We start from the raw sequence: 25,171 nt of genomic DNA on the forward strand, positions 1-25,171 counted from the left end.
GATTAGGAATCTTTCATGAATAAGGATGAATGCAATGATTGACGGCCTTCATATTGGAACAAGTGGTTGGTCCTACAAAGATGACTGGAAGGGTATATTCTATCATTCAGGCTCTGCGCTATTAAGGCAGTATCTTTCCTATTTTGATACTGCAGAAATCAACTCTACATTCTATGCTCTTCCCAAGCCTTCATTCATTCGATACCTTGCAGACGCAATCCCGGAGAGCAAGTTTTTCACTGCTAAACTGCCCAGGGATGTAACACACGATCATCGATTGCGGCTCAATGGTGCGGCTGGTGAAGTTCTGCAACGTTTCTTCAAATTGATGAAACCATTAGGCAACAAGCTGCAGGCATTGCTCATTCAGCTGCCCCCTTGGAAGAAGTCCTCAATGGGCAATTTGGAAGCCTTCTTGTCCGCACTAGATGAATCCTACCGGTATGCCATAGAATTCCGGCACAGAAGCTGGTTAGAAAAGAAGACTTGGTCATTGCTGGAAGACTACAATATCGCGAATGTTGTAGTAGATGAACCAAAACTACCAATCGATCTTCGTACTACCACAGACTTCACGTATATTCGATGGCATGGTCATGGCCAGAATCCTTGGTACGATTATCTCTATTCGGTTGAGGAGCTGAAGGATTGGGTTCCTAGACTTCATAATCTCCAAGAAAAAGTGGATTCCGTTTTAGGTTATTTCAACAACCATTTCGCAGGCAATGCCCCTCTGAATGCTTTTCAGATGCTGAGAATCTTGGGAAGAATCACTGAACGTCAAGAAATGAAACTGGAAAGAATGCTTCAATATACTTCAGTAGAACAGACATCAATTGACGAGTTCTGAGCCTGTTTTCAGTACAATGAAAAGTATAATAGGCAAGTCATCAGTGCCATGACAAATCAGGAGATTTAGACAATGAGTTTTGATGATAGTACTAGGCCAGTTGTGAAATCCCCGGATTCAAAATCTCTGAGAACAGGTCGGGGATTCAGCCGAAAGGAGATTTCCGAAGCAGGGCTTACTGTTCATCAAGCCCGCACCATAGGTCTCGTTGTTGATTTAAGGCGTCGCACTCAATACTCTGAGAATGTGGAAAAAATAAAACAATACATAGAAGGATAAAATTAAGGTCATTCAAGCCGCTTTGAATTTGCATTTCGGCGGTGATAAGGCTGGAACTTGATTCTTTACTGTACACGCTCTCTCAATCGTTCGATTTTGGTCGTCCAGTTGTATTGCCCGACTTCTTTGTGGATCACTATGTAGTTTATCCATCATACGATAGATTCGTAGATGGCTTGAACCGCTTAGCAGCTCAAGGTGGGGGGAATCTCATGGGTACCGATCAGTTCATCCGACGGGGAGGAAATGCGGTTAATACTGCTTCTGCATTATTGGCACTTGGTGTTCCACCTTGTCTTATTGTGAAAACAAGTGAGTGGGGAAAGGCACTCATGAAAACTCTTGTTCATCCAGACCTTAAATTAGATCATGTTCATACAGACGGCTCGCTTTCACACACGGTATCAATAGAAACAACCTATGACAAACGAGATGTCAATCTAATGGTAAGCGATAGTGGGGCAGCAGCTAATTTTCAATTTAGTGACTTGACGAAGAGTGATTTTGAGTGTATCTACGCGAGCCCCCTTGTGGCGCTCCTCTGTCTGAACCACAATCGGAATGCACCTGTTCTTGCTGAAGACCTCTATAGTGCCATTCGCGAACATTCGGATGCACTTACTTTCATGGATATGGGAGATCCCTCTAGCAATCCATCCATTGTTGAACCCCTTGTCAAACGCGTATTACTGAAGGGACTCGTAGATATTCTGAGCGCAAATGAGAATGAAATCTGTTATTTTGCGAACAATCTTCCTTCGAATGATGTTGACTGGCTGAAAGCTAGACACGATCCAAACAAATGGCTGAAGGCTGCTGAATTGGTGGCTTCTAGATGTGCTATTCGGGTTGATTTGCACACCCCTTTCTACAGCGCTTCGGTCACATCCGATTCGGTCACTAGTGTGCCAGCCTTTGAGGTGGAAAGCCGAGTTGTTTGTGGGGCGGGAGATGCTTGGAATGCAGGATCCATTCTTGGAACTCTGTTAGGTCTTGATGCGAAACAGCGGTTGTTGTTGGCAAATTCAGTTGCAGCTCTTTATGTGAACTCATCCACTACTGAACATCCTTTGCTTCAGGATGTCATTTCCTTTCTTGAGAATCCTCCACCTATGCAAGAGCCAATCAGAAAAGCTACTTAAACAAAGAACCGGAATATAGTCAATAGTAGTCTATTCTTCCGGATGGAAGTGGAACGACTTTGGATTTGGATCACGTCTTTGGGAAGCTGCGATTCGATGAATCGGTCAGTGCATATTCGCTATTTACCAATGATGGTGAGCCATTCCTGTCATTCTCGATGCCCGAGACCATACTCCCGCAGCTCAAGGGAACTATGAAGGCCCATTCATCATCATTAAGAATGGTGAATGTTCTAACAAGCGCTGGTACGGTTGTTCTTTCGAGAGTTGACCCAAATTGGGTGCTTGGCGTTCTATTTGTGCCCGAAAATCCCCTCGGTGCATCGCTTCAAAGCACAAGGGATGTAGTTGAGGATTTACAAGAAACCGATCTTCCGGATCCACCTCAACCTTCTGTAGATTCTACCGAGAAAACCTCGGAGCCGGTGGGTGAAGTCTCGGAATCCGAGGAACCTCAGGATATTACGGTTCGGCACGGCTGTATTGTTCACAAAGGTGAGCAATATGGTCAAGCTACCATGAGCGATTCTGAACTACGAAAAGCCATGACTGACCATTTCGGCAATTTAGCCTTGGATGTTCTTCTCATGGTAGATGAGAAACGGACCATATTCCAGATAGCTGAATTGCTCGACAAGCAAGTTGACAGGATTATTCCTTTAGTTGAATGGCTTGTGCCAAGACAGGTCGTCTGGGTACAATGTCCATCAGAACAGGAGACGGGAGCTAGAGAAATTGTAGAATGCCCTGTTTTCAGCGGCGATTTCGGAAAAGCAAAGCGGGAACATCGAGAGGTTCTTGAGCTTTGTGATGGCAATCATACAGTTCAGGAAATCGCTGAAGAATTGAACCTGCAGTACTTCCAGGCTTTGCAGGCTATCGTTCCTTATCGTGGCAAGAGCGTGAAGTTCGTCCGTACGAATAGAATACAACAGAAATGAATGAGGTTGATATTATGGGGTTGAAAGGAAGACTGGCTTGGGCCTTGAAAATTGATAAAGTTGCTAAACCACTGTTCCAATCGGTGTATAGAGAATTGATGAATCATCTAATTCAACAATCCGAAAATGTGGATGTAATCAATCACCAATTGAAGGAAATTGGTTTTCGTGTAGGTGAACATTTGCTCATGGACTACGCGGAGAAAATACGTGAGCATGCAGGGGAATTTCATGAATTCGCATCGACGCTTAATCTAGCCTACAAGGTTAATTCAGGCCACGATTTCTCCGATATCTGGATTAGCGATGACAAGAATACGATTAAATTTACGGACAACAATTGCCCAATCTGTGAAGATGTTGAAATAACTGATATGCCTGGCTTGGAATACTGCAACCTCGTGAGTGGGGTATTTCAGGCAGTACTTGATCTACGCGGGTTCAAGGGTGAATCATATCAAGAGTCTTGTCAGGCTGTGGGCGATGAAACATGTATTTGGACAATCAAATCCATTTAATAAATGGAATTGTCCTTGGTGGATGATTTTCGGTTCTCTTTCATTTTACAAATAAGGCCGTATAGAATAACCCTAAATGTGTAGGTGTTGGAAGAATCTCTGTAAGCACGGAGGACCTAAATTTTGGGACAGAAACTTGGCATCATCATTGGTCTTGTAACAGCTTATGCAATTGTGTTTGCTATTCTTGCTTTCGGCACCTTCGTACCAGAAGATGTCATCGATTCAGTAGTAGTCACAGATTTCTTGACACGAAATGACCTTGAGCTAAAAATTGCCATTACAAGCACCGTTCTTTTTCCAAGTGCTTTAGGCTCAACCAGCTTGGGCTCTTATCTTGGTTTCGGAGCTCAAGGTGCCAGTGTTCTCATGTTTCTGGCATGGGGTACTGCAGGATTGGTGGCTGGTCTTGTAGCACGCGGGATTCCAGATGCGGTTATGGCATCAATTTTCGCTGTTGTTGTAGGAGCTGTTCTGAATTGGTTGCTTGTTTTCTTCATATCTCCAGGTGTTGATTTTGCCGCCATCTTTGGTACAGCTTCTCTAATCATTCTTCAGATCCTCTTAGAAGCAACAATCTACCCGATAATTGGAGCAACTATTGGCGGTGTCTTGGGAGGAGCAATCACTCGAAAACGTTAGGAATGGATTTCTTCTTGTTTTGGTATATCAGTATCTGAACCATGGAGAACTCGTCCACATTCTGCACACAACATAGGTTTCGATTTGTAGATGGCTCCACACTCGCATACAGTACGGATTTGCTTAGGCGGCTCAGGTTCTTCTTCAGTTACCAATCTTCCCTTGATATGGACTACAAGTGCAGCAGTTGGAACTGACAGAATTGCCGTGGGCATAGCTTGAATGAACTGAGATAAAAGAAACGAATTTCGTTCAAGCATGTCACCAAACCACATTGACGGATTCTGCAAAAATACCGATAAAACTGACAGCACCCCGATAATCCCCCCTATCCACAAAGCGGTCCTGATAGTATTGCCTTCTGATACAGAAAAAATGCCTGCTATGATTCCAGCGATTAACCAGATGGAAATGTAGGTTATGATTACATTCGAATTCAGGATAACCGATATCGCTGAATTGAGTGTAGCTCCTCCAGCAATAAGAAACCCGATTGTATCAAATGGTGACGGATATGCGGGAACACTTACTTGCATGAGTGCGACTGCCAAATACGATCCTAGCACAACTGAGGTGATCGCCCCCATTAGGTTTCTCATTCTGTGATATCCACCTTCTCTGGTACTACCCGAGTGATTATTGCCCCCTCTTAATCTTTTGTCAGTATGACATTACCGTTTTACTGATGTTGATATCCGGTATATCACCTTTACATTGATTAGGACCGATTGAAACTGTTATCATGGCGAGGACTTGACCGCAATGCTTTTCAGATTGCCGCCGATGCATTGCAATGCAGATCCGGGTTGATGTCTGTCCTACTGCCCCCGAAGAGGTGCACATAAAATGGCTAGTGATTTAGAGCGAGCTCTATCCAAGCTTAGATTCGACGAACAGGTGCTTGGCTATTCCTTAATGACGAAGGTTGGCAGACCATTTGTTAGCTTCTCATTTCCTGATGAGCTTTTCCCACGAGTAAAGGACAGTATCGCTCTCTACGAGTCTGATTTGCGTCTCATGACTATTGATACCGAACGAGGGCTTGTCGTATTATCCCCGGTTGATAGCAACTGGATTCTTACAGTTCTCTATGAACCGGAACTGCAGCTTGGACTTGCAATAGCTAAAACAAAGAATGTGCTTCGGTTACTAGAAGGCATTGAGCTCCCCCCTCCACCTGATGAATTTGAGGAGTCCGCGGAATCTAATTTGGAGGTTTTGGAGAGTATTGCAATACAGGCAGCTTCCACGGAAACAGAACCAGCCCCGTCCGAAGCTCAACCTCAACCAGCTCCTCAGGCAGAACCTGTAGAAAAAGAACTCGAAGAAGAAGCTGAACCAGAACCTGAGCCAGAAGAGGAGCTAAAACCAGGAGATTTCAATGTTAAGCCAGATACTATACCAGAGCGTCACGATAAATACTCTCATGCATTGTCTCTAGACTCGGACTTGTACAAAGAGATGAAAGAGAAGTATCGTAATTTCGGTTTTGATGTCTTGATGCTTGTTGATGATAGAACCAGTGTCGAGGATATCGCTGATGCTATGCTACAACCCCATGAACGAATCATGGAATTGTTGCGTTGGGCTGCCGCAAAGCGGATTGTTGATTTGCCTCGCGCAGAGAGAGCTGAAGGGGGCGAACGCACAATGGGTCGGTTTGTCAAGTGTCCCCATTACAAAGGCAAGGAATCGAAAGTTGATACAGAAGATCGGAACATAATTAGTCTCTGTGATGGGAATCATACACCAGAACAGATTGCTGAGGCAACTGAAGAGCCTCTCAGCAAGGTTATTCGAGTAATTGCTAAATACCGGAAAGAAGGTCTTGTCATGATTGGCAAGACTCTGTAATTTACAATTAGGTTTGAGGTAATCCCAAAATGGTTAGAGTCAGAAATCCCTTACTGGTAACTTTGTACTCTCGAATCGTTGACAAGGTCTTGGCCACGACCGACAGTATTGAAGAAGCTAATGATGAACTCCGAGAAGTAGGCCGAAGCATCTCAACCAATTTATATCTAAATACCGAAGTCGCTCAGAATACAAAAGAGACTATCCAGACTAGGGAAGACGTGTCAAAGTTAGTAGAGGTAGTTTTCAGAGAGCTTTATGATAGAAGGCCCGATGAGATTGATATGGATACCGCCCGCGGAAGCGTACGAATCACGGACGAAGAATGTGTATGGTGTCAGGATGTTCATCTTGAAGGGATGAGGGGATTTGGGTACGGTGAGATTTTCAGCGGTATTCTGGAGGCAATCTTGGAGCTCAAGGGCGTCGATGCCAAAGTCTTCCAAGAGATGTCTCGAGCAACGGGCTCTGATCGCTGTACATGGAATGTGCGTCTCGTCTGGTGATGTCTTAAGTGTGGTAATCACAATAAAGCACATATGAGATGGCAGTATCACTTAGTAAGGAGTGCTCCCGATGTCAGATGAAGTCATTGAATGGTGGAAAGGTCGACTTGATTCTAATGAACTCATGAAGGCCTTCTTCGCGAAAACTTGGACAAAGCTCGGTGCGAGAATTGAGGTTCTATTCCCTGATCGCGTCAGGGACCTTTACTATAGCGCTGGAAGGCTAGCAGGCTTGGAGGCACAAAGGGAGTATTTCAAAATAGGAGAACAAACCCCTCCTGGTGATTTCAAAGGTATAATTGAATTCATCAAAATGGCCTTAGAACGTCTCATAGTGCCTTTTGGAGAGATTGAGATAGCTAAACTCTACAAGCTATTTCTCGATGAAGAAGCTATAATCGAAATCAAGGAAAACCCATACGCTTCTGGTATGGATTCAGAGGAACCAGCTTGTTATTACTTACGAGGTTTCATTGAATCAATTATGGAATACCTTACGGACTACAATCGAATAGAGTATGAGACACTGGAGATTGAAGAAGAAATGTGTATGGCAATGGGTGATGAAGCCTGCACTTTCCATATTAAGATGAGCTATCCTCCACGAGGATAGGCCTCCATATGTACAGCAATGTAACAAACATATCGCTTAATTGCAGATACTCCTATTGGCTACTTGGTTAAAAGCAATGAGTGTTGGAACAAGAAATAAAGGACTTCTGGCTGCGACAGTAATGGCTCTCATGATGTCGGGGCTTGCAGTCTTCTTGATTTTTACTGTTCAGAATGGATCGACAGCTATTTCAGCTAATGAAATTAGCGAGATTGCGACCATGCAACAGGCAACCGTTGACTGTGATTTCGGTTTCTCATCGATGAAGACGGGCACATCAGTAATACTAGAAGATACCATAACCAACACTCTTGGTAGCATCATCCCGTCTCTATTGATTATTGGAACTATTTCGGTTGATGCAGGAGAAGACAAACATGATACTCTGCGGGCTAGGATTCTCCATGAAATCGAGAATTTCCCCGGTATTCACCTTCGGGAATTGAGGCGCCACCTAGATTGTGCTATGGGTGCACTTCAATATCATCTTTCTAATTTAGAAGAAGCAGGATTGGTAGTCTCACACAGAATGGGTAACACTCGCCATCTCTTTATTGATGGTTTCACGTCCGAAGAACGGAATATGGAACTGGCAGCTTTGATTCGCAATGCAACTGTACGTTCTATTATCCAACAGTGTTTGGCTGAATCTGAAATTACACAAGCAGAACTCAGTCGAGTTCTTTCATTGGACAAGAGTTTGGTTTCATACTATGTGAGTAGTCTCTTGGATGCGGATATCGTTCAGAAGCTCAAGGTATTCGGCAGAGAAAAGCCCTTGGTTGTTAAGGAATGGGCGGTAAAAGCAATTGCCGATTTGGGCCTTGCTCTGGAGTAGTATTGAGTTATATCCAATAATGACACATAGATGATTTCAGTTAAACCACAGACGGTGGAGACGGAAGAGCATGGATGAAGACACTATACTAGGAAGCGATGAAGCGGATACTGAGCTTGACTTGGATGACTTAGAGGGTGCCAATTATGCTATTAGGCTAGATAATGTATCCAGGATTTACGACCTCGATGGGCACGAGATTCAAGCAGTACAGGATGTGACCATGGAAGTTACTCCGGGTGAATTCGTTGCAATTAGCGGACCTTCAGGCTCGGGGAAAACAACCTTACTCAACATCATAGGCTGCATCGACTGTGTCTCCTCTGGCAGAGTATACGTGATGGATGTGCCAATAGGCGATTATGATGAGGCCTTCAGAGCCACCTTCAGGCTGACTTATACTGGCTTCATTTTCCAAAGCTACAACTTGATTTCAACGCTAACTGCACTCGAAAATGTGATGTTTCCTATGCAGTTGTCTGAGCGAAAACTCAGCACCATACGCTCTGAAGCCTCCAATCTTCTCAAGCGAGTAGGACTGTCTGAGCGCGAAGACCACCTTCCTTGGCAGATGAGCTCAGGAGAACAGCAGAGAGTAGCTATAGCTCGGGCAATGGCTAATGATCCACCTGTGATTCTTGCGGATGAACCTACCGCGAACCTTGATGCGGAAAGTGCAACGATGGTAAGAGACTTGCTAACCGCCTTGAATCATGAAGGTAAGACAGTAGTTACGATGACTCATGACCATCGGCTATTGTCTCTTCCTGACGCTCGTAGATATGAAATGAAAAATGGGGCGCTGAGACCGCATGAGTAGGCAGGACTATGCATCACAGGATCTGAAGCGGAGGCCTCTCCGTACCGCTCTTGTCATGGCAACCATGACCACGGTTGTCGCAGCCACCGTCTTCTTGTTCCTGTTTGGTAATGTGTTGCTAGATATCACCTTTTTGATAACTTCCGAAGCCTCAACCTCTTCTCTAACCGTGTTTTTTGAAGGATTCATATGGGCCTCATTGATACTTGTCCTTCTTCTTGGTGCTGTTGTAGTGACCAGTACCGTTTCACTAGAAATGAGCAGTAGACGGAAAGATATTGGATTAATGAAGTCAATTGGAACCCTAATGGATACTGTTTTCGATCATTTCATGGCTCAGGCAATGATTCTGATAGTTAGTAGTCTTGTACTCGGATTTTCCCTTGGTACCATTTTCTACTTGGCTGGAATGATATGGCTTGGCAGTGTCGTACCTAGTATTCAGTTTACTTTCAACTTCCCTTGGCTTCAGTTGCTGATCTTGGCACTGATTTACATTGGTGCTGGCTACTTTGCTGCCCAGAAACCAATCTATGATGCTGTACATGAGTCGCCTATTTCTGCGATGAATCCCAACGCAGCTACAACCGTTCACAACAGAGGCTTCTTTGATTCCTTTGGTTTATCTTTCAGAGTAGCAACACGAGGTGTTGGTCGAAAAATTGCAGGATCAAAGAAAACATTGGTTGCTGTTGGCTTGAGTATTGCGCTTGCATCATTGCTCTGGGTTGGCGGCGGTGTTGTACAAACAACTACAGATGCCTATGTATCAAGAGCAATGGGGACTAATGTTGTTGCAATAGGAAATCAAGAGCTGCTAGATAGGTATTATTCTGCATATTCCTTTTCTGGTAGTACGCTGAACGATTCTTTCAGTTATTTGGATGAAGCCGATTTGATACCGAATGAATTGGTGACTGAACTTGAGAATATGAGCGGAGTTATCCAATCAGAGTCTCGGCTTGTTGATTATACTAGTGTCTCCGAGGGGTCAGCTTACATTTGGAACCCTCAAACGAACGAGTATGAACTTATTGGCGAAGATAGAACTGGTTCTGCACTAATAATGGGCGTGGATTGGCAAAGCAGCATATCTGACTGGTACTTCGAGGGTGAAGAGGAACAGCTTTCTCTTGACGAATTCGCTGGAACTAGGAAAACTGCAATCGGTGGGAGAATGGCGAATACTCTATTTGAAGATCCTATGATTCAGAGTTTAGGTGTTGCAGGCGCATCATTCGATGTGGGGGCTATTGCCTTTGACATACTGAATGGGGGCATGGCAGCGATGATTTCTTTTTCGGAGATGCAGGACATTTGGGACGTGTCTGGTCCCAACCTCTTTTTGATGCAGCTTGATGAATATGATTCATCAATTCTCTCTCAAATCGAGGACATCGCTTCTGATTATGGATTCGCTGTTCATCACCAACAAGAAACACTTGAAGATAATATCGATTATGTTGCTGGTCTTTGGAGTCTTCTACAACCCTTAGCAATAATGGCCCTAGCAAGCGCGTTCTTGAGTCTGGTGAACTACTTGCTTGTGTCTGTATTTGGCAGATTGAGAGATTATATCATCATGCGGTCTATTGGTGCAAAACCAAGTTTCATTGCTCGCACGATGATTGCCGAAGGATTGGAAATTGGCATGAAAGCAGGAATTCCTGCCATATTTGGAGCAATTCTCTTCAGCATCTACCTTCTTGTCCCAGAAGCTGCAGTTCCAACGATTCTATATGTTCCTACCTCTGTTGCAGTAATGTTACTGGCGGTGGGTCTAGTTGTAGTTCTGGCTGCTATTCCAGTATATCTCCTATTTACTTCTGAATCCCGAAATCTGAGAGTATCCGAATTTTCTATTTAGGAACGTATTTAGGCGAATCTTAAAGCCCGAACATGAGGATGAAGAATGCCCCCGCAAGCCGAAGAAGAATTCTCGATTCACTGGATTGATGACGTTGTTTCAGAAGTGTTAGAACGTGATACTGATGAGTACCTAGTCTCTACGGGCAAGAGTCCAAGCGGTAGCATTCATATTGGTTTCATGCGGGAATTGGTCATCGCTAATGTGATTACGCGAAGACTTCAAGATTTGGGTAAAAACGCAAGGATGATGTTTGTTGTTGATGACTATGATCCCATCCGCTCTTTTCCTGATGGGGTTTCCCTTCCGATAGATGAATGGTCCGGTATTCCATATTCACAGATCCCTGATGAATTTGGGTGCTGCGAAAGCTTTGGTGCCCATTATGCCAATGAACTGATAGAGTCTTTCTCCGATTTTGGGGTGGACCCAGATGTTGTTTGGACAAGCAGAATCTACGAAACTGAGGAAATGCTGGCTGCTGTTAGAACATGTCTTCGTCATACTGACACTATCCGGGAAATAATGGTTGAATATGTAGCCAGTGACTTTGACGAAGAACAGCGAGCGGAATATCTGGAAGCTATGAAATCATGGTATCCTGCTTCGGTCGTGTGTCCCAAATGTGGACATCTTCAGTCCGGCACAAAGGGTGCAATCGAACCCAATAGAATAACAGATTATGATGAAGAGCAGGATCTTGTGAGCTTCGAGTGTCAGGAATGCGGCTATTCAGATACACTGCCTCTTGATGAAGTCAAAGTCAAACTGACATGGAGGGTTGATTGGCCAGCCAAATGGCATATCTACGATGTCACATGTGAGCCGGCTGGAAAAGACCATTCGGTAAAAGGTGGTTCATATGATACAGGCCTAGAGGTCTCACATAGGGTCTTTCGTGAGCAGGGTCCCGTGAAGGTCGCTTATGAATGGGTCAGAATTGGCGGTCGCGATATGGCCACTTCTGAAGGTATTGTTTTCACTCCCAAAGCATGGTCTGAAATCGCTCCCCCAGAGGTCTACAGATATCTTATGCTCAAGACCGATTTAAGGCGTGCAATAAACATAGAACCTGAGAGATTGCCTGACCTCATTGATGAATACGATAGATTTGAACGTCTGTACTACGGGCTTGAAGAGGGGACTGAAGAAGAAATGGAGGTAGCTCAATTGGTGTATCCTCTAACGCAAGTTCATCCTGTACGGGATAGCTATTGCCCCAAACTTCCGTTCAAGTTTGCAAAGGAAGTCTCTCAACTCGAAGAGTTCCTAGGTCCTGAGGTTGTTATAAGCCGATGTAAAGAAGCTATCAAAAAGCAATACGATATCGACCGTGTGTCTGAAAAAGCTATCTCGCAAATACAAATCCGGCTACAACGAGCAAAGAATTGGGTAAATCAATTTGGTTCAGATCGTGATAAGCTGAAAATCCGAGAAACTGTACCAGACGAATTCAGCGCGAAGCTATCTTCAGAAGAAAGAAAGTTCTTGGAGGAAATGCTGGATTTGCTTCAGAGAGGCCCCCTGGAAGATGAAGAAATTCAGAGTGCAGTTTTTGAGAATGCACGAGATATCGGTCTCAAAGTTGGTAAAGCATTTGGTGTGTTCTATAAACTCCTGATTTCACGTAGACATGGACCTAGGCTGGGCCCGTTCATAAATCTCCTGGGCCGAGAGTGGGTAGTTGAACGACTAGAGGAGGTTTTGAAGGGAAACTAATACCCCTCCGTAAGATGTATATTGCTTATTCAAATGGCGCCGCATACGATAGAGGACAGGAATAACAAATGGTACTAGGAAAACTTCGGGAACAGTATAAGCGAGCTATGACGCCAGTAGGAAGAGCCCTTGCAAGAACTGGTATCACGCCAAACATGATTACCGGGTTGACTGTTCTTGTGGCCCTGATTAGTACATATTTCTTCTATCTGGGATCACTGCTCATTGGTTTGGCAATTATGATTTTCGCGGTCGTGCTTGACATGTTTGATGGTGCCGTTGCTAGGGCTGCTGATTTGGCTACTCCCTTTGGAGCTACCTTTGATCATACATTGGATAGATATGCAGAGTTTCTTTTCATTCTGGGTCTTATGTTGGGTCCAGTGGGTTCAGCAGAAAAGTACGTTCCTTGGTTCTGGGGATTTTTCACATTATTCGGTATGATAATGGCAAGCTTTTCCCGTGCTAAAGCAGAATCCGTTGGTGGCATGGACGATTGTGCTGTTGGGCTTGCAGAGCGCCAAGAGAAGCTCATCCTAGTAATGCTTGGAATAGTCCTATTAGCTATACCCGAAACCAATCTCTGGGTGCAACTCATGACATTTTTCCCCTCGTCCATTGCTGATTTCGTAATCCTAACGTTAGATATTCCAAACATCTTGGCATTGTTCGTTGTCGTAGCTGGGCTTCTCTCTCATATCACTGTCGGACAGAGACTGAGCTATGCAAAGAAGCAAATCGAAGCACGCATTGCGGCTTCGTAAATCCGGGCTTGGTGGATTAGAAACAGTGTAGATAGATTCTGAGTAGCACTACATGGCAGAATGTGTGTATGTAGTCTACTCTTCATCCAAGGATGTCATATCAAAAACAGTGTCAAGAGTCGTTTGAAAGAATCTCTTAGCTTCTTTCATGGCCTTACTACCCCTGTTGGTAATTCCATAGTATTTCCGCGTGCTTTCGTTTCCTTCTTGCTCCTCAATTAGTCCATCTCTTTTGAGTCGGTAGATAATCGCGTATCCACTTACGGTAGCAGGAGAGAATCCGAATCTCTCCGTTACAAGCTCCTTTATCTCATATCCGTAATGTGGTCTTTCTTGCAATAGACGAAGTATATAGATCCAAAGCATTCCTTTCGTATTTGAATCTACGAGCCTATCAATTGCTTTTGGTGAATCTTTCATTTCTATAAGTTCTTCGTCAGACACTATTCTTCCTCCTTTCTGCTTCTGCGATAACCGTAGCAATACAATGGCTACCCAGATACGGTAGCGGCCCGATTGAAAGGTCGGGAATACCACACTCTCTTATTATTTTGAGTGAGTGTGAGTCAAAACCTTTGTGGTCACCTAAGATGAAGCTGTTCTGCAGAGCAGGATTCCAGGTTTTGGTGCTGTTCTCACTTTTCTCATGAAGAAGCCATACATTTGTTGACGAATCATTGACCAGCTGCTGTATATTCTGTTCGAAGTCCAAATCATCAATGGAGATGTACTCTGGTTGATTGCCATTGAGACTTTCTCTGATGTCTTTCGCCCAATCAGTTTCTGCCATATCTTCTGCTCTTTCAGGCCTGTGAAACTGCAAAGTCAGCTCATCTGAAAGAACTGCACGAAGTTCTATTTCATTGGATGGGATTATTGTTGGTGCCCATCCAAAACAAGCAGAAAGACACCTACAGAGCACATCCACTCGATTGCCTGAACCCGGAAGGTCCCGAAGCAGGAAATCTCCTTTGGTCGGCATGTTCGGAAAATATAGGAGAAACCTGAGGAACACAGCATTCAACATACGGCATACCCACTATCAATGGGGGGCATTATATGTTTAAAGCTGGTTCAGACGCAAATAGCATTGTGGATTTGAAATCTATCGCCTGTGGTATCTATCGTTCAGATCTCTTCGATCCTCTTCAGAGCGGATATTCACCTTGCCATAATGAACAGCACAACTAACACAATAATATTCTGTTCTTCTGCTTGTCCGTATGTATGCTCCCTGTTTACGCAGCTCACGAGCGAGCTGAGGATCTACAGGAGATACCGTTCTTGTATACTTCTTCGCTTTATCAGCAGGAACAACTGCTCCACATTTTGAACATTGAACTGTTCCTGTTCTGCCCGACTTGTTCTTACTTCTTCCGCCGGATCGTCTTTTCTTTGCCACTATTACGTTCCTCTGTTACGTTGTTCTGCGGTTGCCCTCTTAAAATCTTTGACTTTCAGCTAAGTTAGTGTGATAATTGAAAGGCTAGTTACCGGTGTAATTCAACTGTCTCTTGGACAATATCTATGATGTCCCTGTTTCGTTTGATTGCATCTTGATTTGCAGTCCTTTCTATCTGGTCTCGACGGACCGGCATTTTTTCTCCCTTGAGACCACGTAAACTCGCCTCAACGGAGAGGCCAAGAACAAGCGGGTTATAACCTCCTTCTAGGACCCAGAACGAGCCCAATGCACTAGTCTCTTCAACAAGGTAATCCACCTTTTTTCCAAATCGCCAAAAGGTGCTTGAATCGACATTCATGTTACCGACAGGATCTGCATAGTGAGAATCATAGCCTGCTGAAACCGCAATTAGCGATGGCTCAAATCTCTCGATGGATGGTATGACAATTCTTTCAATAGCTTCTTCGTATGAAACATCCGGGGATCCATCGACCAGCGGGATGTTTACATTCGTCCCTACGGCTTCACCATGTCCTACTTCATTGTAGTGGCCCGTCCCGCACATATCATAGTCATATTCATGCAAGGAGATGTACTGTACTTTGTCTTCGGAATAGAATATCTCCGAAGTTCCATTACCATGATGATTATCAAAATCAAGTATAGAAACCCTATCTATCTCCTCGTGGTGGAAGGCCTGCTCGACGGCAATAGATGCGTTATTGAAGAAACAGAGTCCCATCGGCGATGATGTTGAAGCGTGGTGACCTGGTGGCCTTATGAGTGCAAATGCATGATTCGTCTCTCTCTGAGTTACCCTCTCCATTGCTCCAATAGCACCTCCTACTGCACCAAGCGCACTTCTCAACAGCCCCGGACTTGCATATGCTGATTCTCCTAGTACGCCGCTACCAAGGTCACTCATGACTGCGACGCTGTCCAGAACATAGGATGTATGAACTTCAAGCACATCTCGAGGTGACGCACGGGGTACTTCTACGATGTCTGAAGCGGTAATGAAACCACTCTTGAGTAAGTAGTCCTCGATAACATCTATCCTCAGCGGTGTTTCGAATGCCTCCAGATGTGGCTTTGGGAACGGTGCTTGGTGAAGGCTGATGTCTCTGTTGGTTACTATTCTCAAATCTTTTCCAGTCAATTTGGTCACCTCTCTTCTACTGGGAAATCCTCTACCTTCATGACGTACTGATAAAGCGTATTCAAAACTCTATCCGATACAGTAGATTGCTGCACCGGTCTCAATCCCTCTATGTTTTCTTCTTTAATGACGTGATTCAAGAATGCATCTGCTGATTGGAACTCTCTTCTTTCCTTGGACCACAAGTGGCCATGTTGCTCGAAAACGTTAGCGTTTGCCTTGGAGAATTCCCTGCAAGCTTCTTCCATCTCTATTGGTGGTCCTCTTCGATCATATTCTGGCGAGATACTGGCTCTTTCAACAAGGAAGCCAAGGGCATACCTATCTTCCTCGAAATACACTTCTCCTATTGTTTTTCCGAATCTTTTCTCACCCGTCCTTTCTTTTTCCATTCGGTCAACAATCTTTTTTGTTAGCTTATACAGCTTGTCTCTTAAAATCGTGTAGTGGGCAATTTGTTGAGACTGAAACTCGACAGCGATTGCGTGTGGCTTGAACCAATCTGGCAATGGGTCCGTAGGAATATCGTCTTCAAGCAGGAATTGTATTAGTTCCTTATCTTTCTGCTTTTCTACAGCATTGATTAGGTTTCTAGAGCGAAGCCTAAGCCACTTGTAACCTCTCGAATCGAAACTTGAGGCTACATTTCTATCAAGATCAGTTGGATCGATGATGAATATGTGGTCATCACGGAATTCCTGTTTCTTTTTCAATTCATCGAGTGACCTATTTGCTGGGTCAACAGGATTTCTCTCCAGAGTTATTATCCGATCTAGTGCCCCTTCGAAATCGCCAAAATTTGTGACCAGGAGCTCAAGTGCATATCCTGTGAAACCCATTCTTCCGACAGCGCATTTGTCTCCGTAAACATGCGCGGCTCTAACGAACGATTTGAGTATCCGAATATCTGAACGCATTGTCCCTTTCAAATGCTTGAGCACATACTCTGTATGATGAAGTGTTCTATCTACTGCTGTAATCGGTCCTTTGGAGGCAATCTCATCTTTTGATAGTTTGAAACAGCAGACAACATCAATTTCCTGCTCCTCCAACTGGAGCGAAAGATACGGATGCTCCGAATAGCTTTTCTGAATTCTTGTTGGCTCGAGTTCTTGTAATGCAGGATAAAACCATTTCTCAACAAATCCATCTAATACTTCAGAAAGCTTTCTGTCTCTCTTATCCTCGGGCAGGGAAATGATTTTGCGGTAGTCTTTCGGATTCAATGTTACGAACAAATCAATGTCTGATGAACCCTTAAGCTGTGTTTGTTTCTTTCCAGTGGAACCATGGGCTTCTATTGATTCGTAGTTGATTTCCAATCTTTTGCCATACGTTTTGAGTTGCGTTGATAGCTTGGCTATCATCTTCTTCTGATTACGAATTTCTTCTTCTGTGGGTGTGATTTCTTCTAGAATTCTTTGCCTGATGTCTTTGTCCAGTAGATTACCCACTATTGCGACCCAGCAAAAAGAAGACAGTCAATGCGCTTTGAATCTTAGCTTTATGCTTTCTAGTACTTGTTAGGTGAAAAACCATTTACGTTTAAATCACAGTCCACTCCTTCTAAGTAGTCGAATTCATATGGTTACATAGGAGAAGATGAAAGGTGCCTCTCATTACTCCCATTGCTATTACGATTCTGAAATGCGATGCGTCGTATATCTTTATCAAACGAAACAAGGCTCCGTATGAAAATCTGTTCAGCTTTGTTGGTGGCAAAATCGAACCTGGTGAACATATCAGGAAAGCGGCAATTAGAGAGGTAAAAGAAGAGACAAAGGCTACATCTGTAGAAAAATACGAATACCGTGGAGTCGTTTCTGAACGCCTTGTTGATTCAGCGGGAACTCTCCTACAGCATTTTTTGATTTTCGTTGGCAGTGCAGTGATTCACGATTTTGAAGAAGACCATCGTGAAGGAACGATGGTTCTCTTTAGTGTGGATGATATTAGGGCGAAAAAAGATGAATTCTTGCCTAGTGATTGGCAAATGTTCATGGCATTTGAATTAGATAATTCATTGACTCGAACATACGAGGCTGAGCTTGTGAACCTAGAACCTGGCTATGTACTGGAGTATTTTCGGAAGGTATAGTTTTGATAATAGGAGATATCAAAATTCATCCGGTAGCGGCCGAGAGCATGGGTGTACGATCGCTGTGCACCCATATTACAACTCCTGATGTTAGTATTCTATTTGACCCGTCAGCTGGTTTGGCAATGCGTTTTGGTTTAGAGCCACACCCTCTAGAATATGAAGCATTAGAAAAATCTCTTGCAGACATAGTCTCATTGGCAAGAGAGTCTGATGTGCTTTCAATATCACACTATCATTACGACCATGTTCGACCAACATATACAAACTACCGCTATAATTTCAGCTCGCGAGAAGAAACGATTCGCATGTTTGAGGATAAGCGAGTTCTAATTAAGGATCATCGTGACCATATTAACCCCTCCCAACGCAAAAGAGCCTACTATTTCAGGAAACATGTGGCTGATACTGCCGAGGAACTGGTCTGGACAGATGGCAAAGAATTCGATTTTGGTGATACCACTGTGGTATACACTGAGCCGCTGCCTCATGGACCTGATGAAACTCCGTTAGGCTATGTGGTTGCTACCTGTGTTGAGTATGACAACGTGAGGGTCGTATTTGCTCCGGATATCCAGGGACCATCGAACAAGAAAAGCTTGCCCCATCTGTTGTCTCTTGAACCTGATGCAATGTTAGTTGGTGGTCCACCGATTTACTTGCCAAAGCATTTGTTTGGTGATGATGCCCGAAGCACCGCTCTCTTCTGTTTAGTTGCGCTTGCGAATAATTCGCGAAAGCTTGTTGTGGATCATCATCTTATGCGGTCGCTCACCTGGAATCATTGGCTAAAGCCCGTAAAGAATGCAGCAGACGAAGTGGGACATGATGTTCTTTCTATGGCTGAGCTCGCGGGAAAGAATGTCAATTGCCTCGAAGCACACAGAAGGCAGTTGTACGAAGAGAAGCCGCCAAGCCAAGACTTTCTTAACTGGACGAACGCAACCGACGAGTACAAGCGTCTTAACAAACCACCCCTCTAGGTATTATTCCTACAACATAGTTACGTATTGCCCGTAGATTTTCTGAAGGCGTCGATAGACCAGAGTCGACCATTGACTTATTTGGACTCGCTTTATGTGGAGGATTCCTTAGATTAAACAATTGGTTGAAAAGCAGGGATAAGCATATTCAATTTATTAAGGTTGAATAGAATTGTATTTGTATACATCGAGAACCTGAGCTCGTTAGTGCGCAATTGCTTGATTACAGGAATGTCGCTGTTGGTACAATGAAACCCATTGAACGGAGTGACATTGGCTATGGATGTAGAGAATTTGATTTACGAAAGGGTGGGCAAGGAGTGTGCTATAAATGAAGGAGCTTACGAAAGGCATCCTGACTACGGTACTGGATGGCAAAATCGACCTCGGGGAGCTACAAAATGATGTGGGAATCAATGAAGGCGAGAGTATCCTACTGATTGGAACACGAAGCAAATTTATTCGATTGATTCCTATTGAAGATCCTGAGATTGCTTTACTCCGTGTATGTATCGCAATAGATTCATTTGAGGACGCCTCCCATCTTCTACTCAAACGGATGCGTAATCTCAAGCTGAAACTCATACACTCAACAGGATTCTGTCCCCTCAGTGATAGATGTATCTGGGAAGGTTACTTCTCTGGATTTCCAGAGGATAAAATGAACGAATTTCGAACTTGGTTGGACACGCTCGATATGGTCTTGGAGACCGAGCTTCATCACCTTCACCAACAGCGGCAGTAGTGCGAGTGACCAAGATGGAATACACAGAAGGTAAGCCAACAAAGGAGGTCATCCAGCGGTTCAAGAATGCCTCTGAAGAAGCTGCAAGCTATCTGGCGAGCCAAGAATATCAACAGGCGATGGCTCTTTACTTCGATGCCAGTCAGTCTGCTGATGCCATGACACAACGTTTTCTCGATTTAGTAGTAAAAACAGCTCCAAGCAATGCACATCGCACTTTACTCATTGAAGCTTTAAGCTGGCGTTTACGATACCTAACCTCACAATATGACTATCATCTTGCTGTGGCACAAACCCTTGACGGTCTTCCGAGGGAGGAATGGCTGGCAAGAGTTGAAACCATATTGGCTCTGTCTCAAAGTCTGGTCGACAAGTTTCTGCCGATTATTGAGAAACTTGAGGACCATTCGCTTCGGGCTAGAGTCAATAATGTGCTTCGAGACTGGCTTAGTGGGATTCGAAAACTGGTGTCTAATTTGCGGGGATGGAGACTATCCAGCTCTCAAGCTCAACAAGTTCTTGAATGGGCTTTGGATAACGGTCTTGACAAAATTTAGCTATCTGATTCTTGCATATTGATCTAAGAATACGCTACAAAGGAGGAAACGATATTCAGCTATTCCTCTTCGCCTTTCCCTTCGATAAAAGCTACCGCAACTTCGGTATCTGCTAGTTGATAATGACTATCAACGTAAATGATCAGGCAATGATCGTCGTGCTTGATTACTATCGGTGCTGGAAAGCGCTCGACCTCTTTTAGGGCTTTACTTGGTAACTTCCAGTATATTGTTTTCTTGCAAACTGGACATCGAAGCCACTTTGCACCGGAATCACTAGGCATTATTTATATCACCAGACGAGTTATTGCGCAATTCTACATCCATACTAAAAACGTTATTGCATGTTTGCCATTTGCAGTCTTAACGGGTTTAGGCACAGTAAAAATCTTTCTAGTTTTCATACTCTAACAAGACCAAAAAGCGCAGAAAAACAGGCATTTTCTCGAAAAATCACTCTAAATCCATGTCCCATGCTCCTGGGTCCTCTAGTTCACGGCTTTGAATTGGCCCCTTTCTTCTTCTTAACCTCGATAAATCAAATCGGTCCGTATCAACAATGAGCTCAAGGGTTTCCTCATCAAGAAATGCAGGAATGTGTCCATTTCTCGTGCCTCTCCTTACTAGTGATTCCACCTTATCCTTTGATAATCCCGTGCTTTCTGAAAGGCTAGCAACAGTAACAGCTGCTTCGGATTCCAAAGAGGTTCGTACAAAACCCTCGAAAGTTAGTGTAAAGATTTGTTGGATTTCTTCAACTCCGCCCCTATCAAGTACTCTTGTTAAGGCAGATTGGATATATCTATGGGCATCTCCAAATTGATATTCGAGAAGCATCAAGGCAAGGTTAGTTTTCTCCTTTGCAGTCCCCTTCAATGTCTCTACTGATGCATGAATGAGCTCTTTAGCGAGATCTATGTCTCCTCCAACTATAGCACAGAACGCTCCATCAATGAAATGATGTGGATTCTTGTCCTTTTCCGCAGCCATAATATGTCCCTCTGCAGCTATTTGATAATCAAGCTCAAATTTCTCATATTCGCCTTGCCGGATCCATGCCATTGCTCCCTTCAACAGATAGTCAATTGCGGCATTGCAATCATGGCAGAGCATACCGTGCTCATATGCCCTTTCGTACGCTTTAGCAGCTTTAACGAATGATTCCCAGCGGTTCCAACATTCAGCAGCTCTATAGAACAATTCCATAGCTAGCTCATTGTTGCCTTCGTTTGCTTTTGCTTCTGCAATAGATTGAGCCTTCTTACAATCCTCAATAGCCATGGATTTCTACACACTCTTCTTTCTTAGAGGAACTCTCTTTGCTGCTCTAAAGTATTGGCTATTACGAAGCATCAGCTGTTTTCTACATGTGCTTCTCTACTTGTCAGAAGTAATTACGCCATCTTTCATATGGAGAATCCTCTCGGCGAATTTTGCCAAGCTTCTATCATGTGTAACTAGAATCACCGTCATTTCCTTTTCCTTGTTTAGCTTGGCAATAATCTTCATGATATTCTCGCCACTTTCTGAGTCGAGATTACCTGTTGGTTCATCACAGAAGAGAATCGGTGGATTATTGACAAGTGCACGAGCTATGGCTACTCGTTGCTGTTCACCACCGCTCAGTTGGCGTGGGAAATGATCTTTGCGTTCCAACATATCTACTTCTCGTAAGACTCGAAGCGCCTTGGATTCTTGGTTTTTCTTATTCATTTCCTCATCAGGCCAGAGAACTGATTGTACGTTTTCAAAGGAGGTTAAATCTTCGATGAGGAGAAATGATTGAAAGACAAAACCAATCTTTTGGGCTCTTAGGCGTGGAAGATCCCTTTCACTGACCAATGTGACATCGACGCCATCAATGAGAATACGTCCTGAAGTTGGTTGCTCTAAACCGGCCATGACATGCAATAGGGTGGATTTACCACATCCTGATGGTCCATGCACAGCCACAAATTCACCAGGCGTCACTTCAATATTCACATTTTTCAATGCGGCCACTGTCTTTTTGCCTGACCCATACTCTTTGTTTACTTCTTCCGCTCTCAAGATTGGATTCGTCATTTTCTATTCCTCCCTCAATGCTTGCATGGGTGGTATCTTCATCATTCGATAGTGTGCAAGACCGACACCTGGCAGCTGAAGTACAACAATGTAGATGAGAGTAACTACCATTGGCCACCATTCAACAGCAATGAGGTCCACCAACATTTGTAGAAGCCCCGTATCCAACCCCTCGAAGTAGGCAACAAGTCCGAGAACTTCAACGCTGGCTTGGAAAACAAGAAAGAAGGCAGCTATTGAAACAACAACTACTTCGCCAACAACCAAGAGCATAACATCATGATTTGTCCAACCGACACATTTCAGAATGCTTACGTCTCGTTTACGAAACTGCGAGATTAGTATGGCATAGACCGTTGCAACGACTAGTGCGGTGAGGGGCCACAAGAACATTTCAAGAAGGGTCCCAGCTGAGCTTTGGATCCCTTTGGCTACAAGCACAAATAGGATTGCATAAATCACAATGAATGAGAAGACTCGCTTCTTCGACCGAAAGGCCAGTTTCATGCTCTTCACAAGAATTCCTAGATTCATTATTCTCTTGCCCCGTTTCCTGTCTATGTATCATATTGATTAAAGTATATTGTGTTGACTGTTTCAGATGGAAATCCTATTCAGATGCTTCAGCCCGTAGCTCTCGTTTTGCTGGCATTCCTTCTTCAGGCCATAGCTCTTTCTGCAACAAATCTCGAATCGCAACTCGTATAGCCTCACTACGTGAGGGATACATTCCCATTTCTACGAGTTTGTCCAGCGATTTGATGTAAAGTTGGTTCATCTTTACTGTAATTATGTCCATCTTTGCGGTCCTCCCGGCGTGACTTTTCACCTTCACGCGCGAATATAATATCTTCTGGTTTGAATGAGACCCGCGCCATTCTGAATGATTTATGACAGTCTGACCCGAAAAAGGCTATATGTGTTGTACCAGAAGAAAACCAAAAACGTTTCCCTTAGACTAGTACGCATTGTCCAAGACGGAACCTAATGGGACGATTGAAATGGGGTACTCCTTAGTGTCAAGTTCAGCCAAGGATTTCCACTACGTACGGAAAGTTGTGATGATTGGAGCTGGAGGTAGCGGAAAAACCGCTTTAGTCAACCGCTTTCTAACGAACCGATTTACCGACCAATATATAGTTACAATCGGAAGCCAATTTGCGGTCAAAGTTGTACCAGTAAATGACTCAAATGGCAATGAGAGAAGAGTGAAACTACTCATATGGGATCTGGCTGGTCAGAAGCGATTTGATTTTATCAGGCACAGTTACTATAGGGGAGCAAAAGGAGCGTTGCTCGTATTCGATACTACTCGGCAAAGTACGTTTCGAGTACTTGACAACTGGATTGCAGAAACCAAGAAAGCTTTGAACACCTCTATTCCTATTATTGTCTTAGCCAACAAAATTGACCTGGAGGATCAACGAGTTGTTGGAACTCATGAAGGCCGTGAGTATGTTGCTGAAAAAGGACTGGCTGGATATCTTGAGACTAGTGCCCTCTCCGGAGAGAATGTTGAGAGAGCTTTCGAAATGCTTGCTGAAAATGTGATACCTTGATTACTTGCTCATCTGAACTGTGATTCTCTGTTTGGTGCTGCCGATAAGCATAATTATCGTGAGTTTGTGCGTCATATTACACGAAGGATGAAGCTGAACAATGGACTTGGATATAGACTTTCTAGAGAAGCTTTGTAATGCTTTTGGACCTAGCGGATTTGAACAAGAAGCCCAACGGATTGCTAGGGATTATGGTCAAGAATTTGCGGACGAGGTCATGTATGACAGGATGGGATCTGTCATTTTCAAACGCGGGAATTCTGGACCCAAAATCATGCTTGCCGGACATGTAGATGAGATAGGATTCGTTGTTACCGAGATAAAGAAGAACGGGTTCTTGAAATTCCATAGCTTAGGTGGTTGGTGGGACCAGACTCTCCTCACTCAAGAGGTTGTCATCAAACCGTCTGAAGGTGATGAAAAGATCATCGGTGTTATTGGGGCACCTCCACCGCATGTACTTGACGCCGAGACGCGAAAGAAGCCAGTTAAACTAAAGGACATGTATATGGATATTGGCTGCAGTTCCAAGGAGGAAGTGGAAGAATTAGGAGTTAGAGTAGGTGATCCCGCTGTCCCTCATGCAAGGTTTCGCACAATGGAACGAACCAGGAAGGAGAAGGATGAGGATGGTGAGGAAGAAAGAACCCATGAAACTACCGTTGGGGTCGCTAAGGCTTTTGATGATCGGATTGGTGTTTTCATTGTACTGGAGGTCTTGCGTCGTCTTAGCACTAATGACCTAAGTCATCCTAATACCATCTATGCTGTATCAACCGCGCAGGAAGAAGTGGGTCTTCGGGGGGCTAGAACTGCTGCACAGATGATAAAGCCTGATTTAGGATTCGCCCTTGATGTTGACATTTCTGGTGATGTTCCTGGTGCAAAGGATCTTGTACAGAAAATGGGGAATGGTGTCTCTATTTCAGCAGGCGATGGTTCAATGATACCCAATCCTCGATTCAGGAAGTTTGTGTTAGACATCGCTGAGGAAATTGGGGTTAAACATCAGCCAGCGTTTTTGAGAAGTGGCGGTACAGATGCCGGTATAATCCACATAACTGGAATGGGTGCACCTTCTCTGTTTATTGGTATCCCGACCAGGCATATTCACTCACATCATGGTATGCTTGACTTCAATGATGTGGAAAATGCTGTCACGCTACTTGTTGAAGTTATTCAACGACTTGATGAAAAAACGGCGAAAAGCTTCACCGAGCTATAACTAGTGATAGAAAAAAATGGCTG

Annotated in this window: 31 protein-coding genes; 20 read left to right on the forward strand and 11 right to left on the reverse strand. The window is 44.0% G+C overall.

The window, feature by feature from the left end:
• The first annotated feature begins 25 nt into the window (after positions 1-25).
• From GF309_14840 to GF309_14865, 6 genes are all read left to right on the forward strand, one after another.
• The gene (locus tag GF309_14840) at positions 26-850 is read left to right on the forward strand and encodes a DUF72 domain-containing protein (protein ID MBD3160053.1); all 825 of its coding nucleotides are present in this window, start codon (positions 26-28) and stop codon (positions 848-850) included.
• A gap of 72 nt (positions 851-922) precedes the next feature.
• Positions 923-1,129, forward strand: coding sequence for a 50S ribosomal protein L13e (locus GF309_14845; protein MBD3160054.1), 207 nt, complete (start codon positions 923-925; stop codon positions 1,127-1,129).
• Between the two features lie 41 nt (positions 1,130-1,170).
• Positions 1,171-2,271 (forward strand): hypothetical protein, encoded by a 1,101-nt coding sequence (locus GF309_14850; GenBank protein MBD3160055.1) that lies wholly within the window; start codon positions 1,171-1,173, stop codon positions 2,269-2,271.
• 59 nt (positions 2,272-2,330) lie between these two features.
• Positions 2,331-3,212, forward strand: a complete 882-nt coding sequence (locus GF309_14855) for a hypothetical protein (protein ID MBD3160056.1) — start codon at positions 2,331-2,333, stop codon at positions 3,210-3,212.
• Positions 3,209-3,730: a hypothetical protein gene (locus GF309_14860; protein MBD3160057.1), complete on the forward strand. Its 522-nt coding sequence runs from the start codon at positions 3,209-3,211 to the stop codon at positions 3,728-3,730. Before GF309_14855 ends, GF309_14860 begins: the two co-directional genes overlap by 4 nt.
• A gap of 123 nt (positions 3,731-3,853) precedes the next feature.
• Positions 3,854-4,372, forward strand: a complete 519-nt coding sequence (locus GF309_14865; GenBank protein MBD3160058.1) for a hypothetical protein — start codon at positions 3,854-3,856, stop codon at positions 4,370-4,372.
• On the opposite strand, the gene GF309_14870 is transcribed toward GF309_14865, so the two are convergent.
• Entirely contained in the window at positions 4,369-4,971 is a 603-nt protein-coding gene (locus tag GF309_14870; GenBank protein MBD3160059.1) for a hypothetical protein, read from the reverse strand. The two genes, GF309_14865 and GF309_14870, sit on opposite strands and share 4 nt — an antisense overlap.
• A 247-nt stretch (positions 4,972-5,218) precedes the next feature.
• Between GF309_14870 and GF309_14875 the strand changes: the two genes are divergently transcribed.
• From GF309_14875 to GF309_14910, 8 genes are all read left to right on the forward strand, one after another.
• Entirely contained in the window at positions 5,219-6,226 is a 1,008-nt protein-coding gene (locus GF309_14875) for a hypothetical protein (GenBank protein MBD3160060.1), read from the forward strand.
• Between the two features lie 29 nt (positions 6,227-6,255).
• Positions 6,256-6,732 (forward strand): hypothetical protein, encoded by a 477-nt coding sequence (locus tag GF309_14880; GenBank protein ID MBD3160061.1) that lies wholly within the window; start codon positions 6,256-6,258, stop codon positions 6,730-6,732.
• Positions 6,733-6,802: 70 nt separating this feature from the next.
• Positions 6,803-7,345 (forward strand): hypothetical protein, encoded by a 543-nt coding sequence (locus tag GF309_14885; GenBank protein ID MBD3160062.1) that lies wholly within the window; start codon positions 6,803-6,805, stop codon positions 7,343-7,345.
• A 76-nt stretch (positions 7,346-7,421) separates the two neighbouring features.
• Positions 7,422-8,183: a winged helix-turn-helix transcriptional regulator gene (locus GF309_14890; protein ID MBD3160063.1), complete on the forward strand. Its 762-nt coding sequence runs from the start codon at positions 7,422-7,424 to the stop codon at positions 8,181-8,183.
• A gap of 70 nt (positions 8,184-8,253) precedes the next feature.
• Positions 8,254-9,003: an ATP-binding cassette domain-containing protein gene (locus tag GF309_14895; GenBank protein ID MBD3160064.1), complete on the forward strand. Its 750-nt coding sequence runs from the start codon at positions 8,254-8,256 to the stop codon at positions 9,001-9,003.
• Positions 8,996-10,870 carry an FtsX-like permease family protein gene (locus tag GF309_14900; protein ID MBD3160065.1) on the forward strand — a complete coding sequence of 625 codons (1,875 nt, stop codon included), beginning with the start codon at positions 8,996-8,998 and terminating at the stop codon, positions 10,868-10,870. The genes GF309_14895 and GF309_14900 overlap by 8 nt, the downstream gene beginning before the upstream one ends.
• 45 nt (positions 10,871-10,915) lie before the next feature.
• Positions 10,916-12,589 (forward strand): lysine--tRNA ligase, encoded by a 1,674-nt coding sequence (lysS, locus tag GF309_14905; protein ID MBD3160066.1) that lies wholly within the window; start codon positions 10,916-10,918, stop codon positions 12,587-12,589.
• 68 nt (positions 12,590-12,657) lie between these two features.
• A complete protein-coding gene (locus tag GF309_14910) occupies positions 12,658-13,353 on the forward strand; it encodes a hypothetical protein (GenBank protein MBD3160067.1) in 696 nt (231 codons plus the stop codon).
• Positions 13,354-13,428: 75 nt separating this feature from the next.
• Here GF309_14910 and GF309_14915 read toward each other — a convergent pair whose 3' ends face one another.
• The 5 genes from GF309_14915 to GF309_14935 form a co-directional block, all read right to left on the reverse strand.
• A complete protein-coding gene (locus tag GF309_14915) occupies positions 13,429-13,773 on the reverse strand; it encodes a PadR family transcriptional regulator (GenBank protein MBD3160068.1) in 345 nt (114 codons plus the stop codon).
• Between the two features lie 16 nt (positions 13,774-13,789).
• Entirely contained in the window at positions 13,790-14,380 is a 591-nt protein-coding gene (locus tag GF309_14920) for a hypothetical protein (protein MBD3160069.1), read from the reverse strand.
• A gap of 78 nt (positions 14,381-14,458) precedes the next feature.
• Positions 14,459-14,755 carry a 30S ribosomal protein S26e gene (locus tag GF309_14925; protein ID MBD3160070.1) on the reverse strand — a complete coding sequence of 99 codons (297 nt, stop codon included), beginning with the start codon at positions 14,753-14,755 and terminating at the stop codon, positions 14,459-14,461.
• A gap of 88 nt (positions 14,756-14,843) precedes the next feature.
• Positions 14,844-15,926 (reverse strand): histone deacetylase, encoded by a 1,083-nt coding sequence (locus GF309_14930; GenBank protein MBD3160071.1) that lies wholly within the window; start codon positions 15,924-15,926, stop codon positions 14,844-14,846.
• Positions 15,923-17,371, reverse strand: coding sequence for a hypothetical protein (locus GF309_14935; GenBank protein ID MBD3160072.1), 1,449 nt, complete (start codon positions 17,369-17,371; stop codon positions 15,923-15,925). Before GF309_14935 ends, GF309_14930 begins: the two co-directional genes overlap by 4 nt.
• Positions 17,372-17,526: 155 nt before the next feature.
• Here GF309_14935 and GF309_14940 point away from each other — a divergent pair, with 155 nt between their 5' ends.
• The 4 genes from GF309_14940 (at position 17,527) to GF309_14955 (ending at position 20,300) form a co-directional block, all read left to right on the forward strand.
• Positions 17,527-18,015 (forward strand): NUDIX domain-containing protein, encoded by a 489-nt coding sequence (locus GF309_14940; GenBank protein MBD3160073.1) that lies wholly within the window; start codon positions 17,527-17,529, stop codon positions 18,013-18,015.
• A 2-nt stretch (positions 18,016-18,017) separates the two neighbouring features.
• Positions 18,018-18,998: a hypothetical protein gene (locus tag GF309_14945; protein ID MBD3160074.1), complete on the forward strand. Its 981-nt coding sequence runs from the start codon at positions 18,018-18,020 to the stop codon at positions 18,996-18,998.
• Between the two features lie 331 nt (positions 18,999-19,329).
• The gene (locus tag GF309_14950) at positions 19,330-19,743 is read left to right on the forward strand and encodes a hypothetical protein (GenBank protein MBD3160075.1); all 414 of its coding nucleotides are present in this window, start codon (positions 19,330-19,332) and stop codon (positions 19,741-19,743) included.
• A 14-nt stretch (positions 19,744-19,757) separates the two neighbouring features.
• Positions 19,758-20,300, forward strand: coding sequence for a hypothetical protein (locus tag GF309_14955; GenBank protein ID MBD3160076.1), 543 nt, complete (start codon positions 19,758-19,760; stop codon positions 20,298-20,300).
• 59 nt (positions 20,301-20,359) lie between these two features.
• Here the strand turns inward: GF309_14955 and GF309_14960 are convergent, their stop codons facing one another.
• From GF309_14960 to GF309_14980, 5 genes are all read right to left on the reverse strand, one after another.
• A complete protein-coding gene (locus tag GF309_14960) occupies positions 20,360-20,584 on the reverse strand; it encodes a hypothetical protein (GenBank protein MBD3160077.1) in 225 nt (74 codons plus the stop codon).
• Positions 20,585-20,753: 169 nt separating this feature from the next.
• Complete coding sequence (locus tag GF309_14965) at positions 20,754-21,581, reverse strand: hypothetical protein (GenBank protein MBD3160078.1); 828 nt, start codon at positions 21,579-21,581, stop codon at positions 20,754-20,756.
• A gap of 96 nt (positions 21,582-21,677) precedes the next feature.
• On the reverse strand, positions 21,678-22,364 hold the full coding sequence (locus GF309_14970) for an ATP-binding cassette domain-containing protein (GenBank protein MBD3160079.1): 687 nt from the start codon (positions 22,362-22,364) through the stop codon (positions 21,678-21,680).
• A gap of 3 nt (positions 22,365-22,367) precedes the next feature.
• Positions 22,368-22,898, reverse strand: coding sequence for a hypothetical protein (locus GF309_14975; protein MBD3160080.1), 531 nt, complete (start codon positions 22,896-22,898; stop codon positions 22,368-22,370).
• A 76-nt stretch (positions 22,899-22,974) separates the two neighbouring features.
• Positions 22,975-23,163, reverse strand: a complete 189-nt coding sequence (locus tag GF309_14980; protein ID MBD3160081.1) for a ribbon-helix-helix protein, CopG family — start codon at positions 23,161-23,163, stop codon at positions 22,975-22,977.
• Between the two features lie 169 nt (positions 23,164-23,332).
• Here GF309_14980 and GF309_14985 point away from each other — a divergent pair, with 169 nt between their 5' ends.
• Together GF309_14985 and GF309_14990 are read left to right on the forward strand one after the other, a co-directional pair.
• The gene (locus GF309_14985) at positions 23,333-23,923 is read left to right on the forward strand and encodes a GTP-binding protein (GenBank protein MBD3160082.1); all 591 of its coding nucleotides are present in this window, start codon (positions 23,333-23,335) and stop codon (positions 23,921-23,923) included.
• Positions 23,924-24,023: 100 nt separating this feature from the next.
• Positions 24,024-25,148, forward strand: coding sequence for a M20/M25/M40 family metallo-hydrolase (locus GF309_14990; protein ID MBD3160083.1), 1,125 nt, complete (start codon positions 24,024-24,026; stop codon positions 25,146-25,148).
• Positions 25,149-25,171: the final 23 nt, after the last annotated feature.

The organism is Candidatus Lokiarchaeota archaeon (genome assembly GCA_014730275.1).
Classification (GTDB): Archaea; Asgardarchaeota; Thorarchaeia; order Thorarchaeales; family Thorarchaeaceae; genus WJIL01.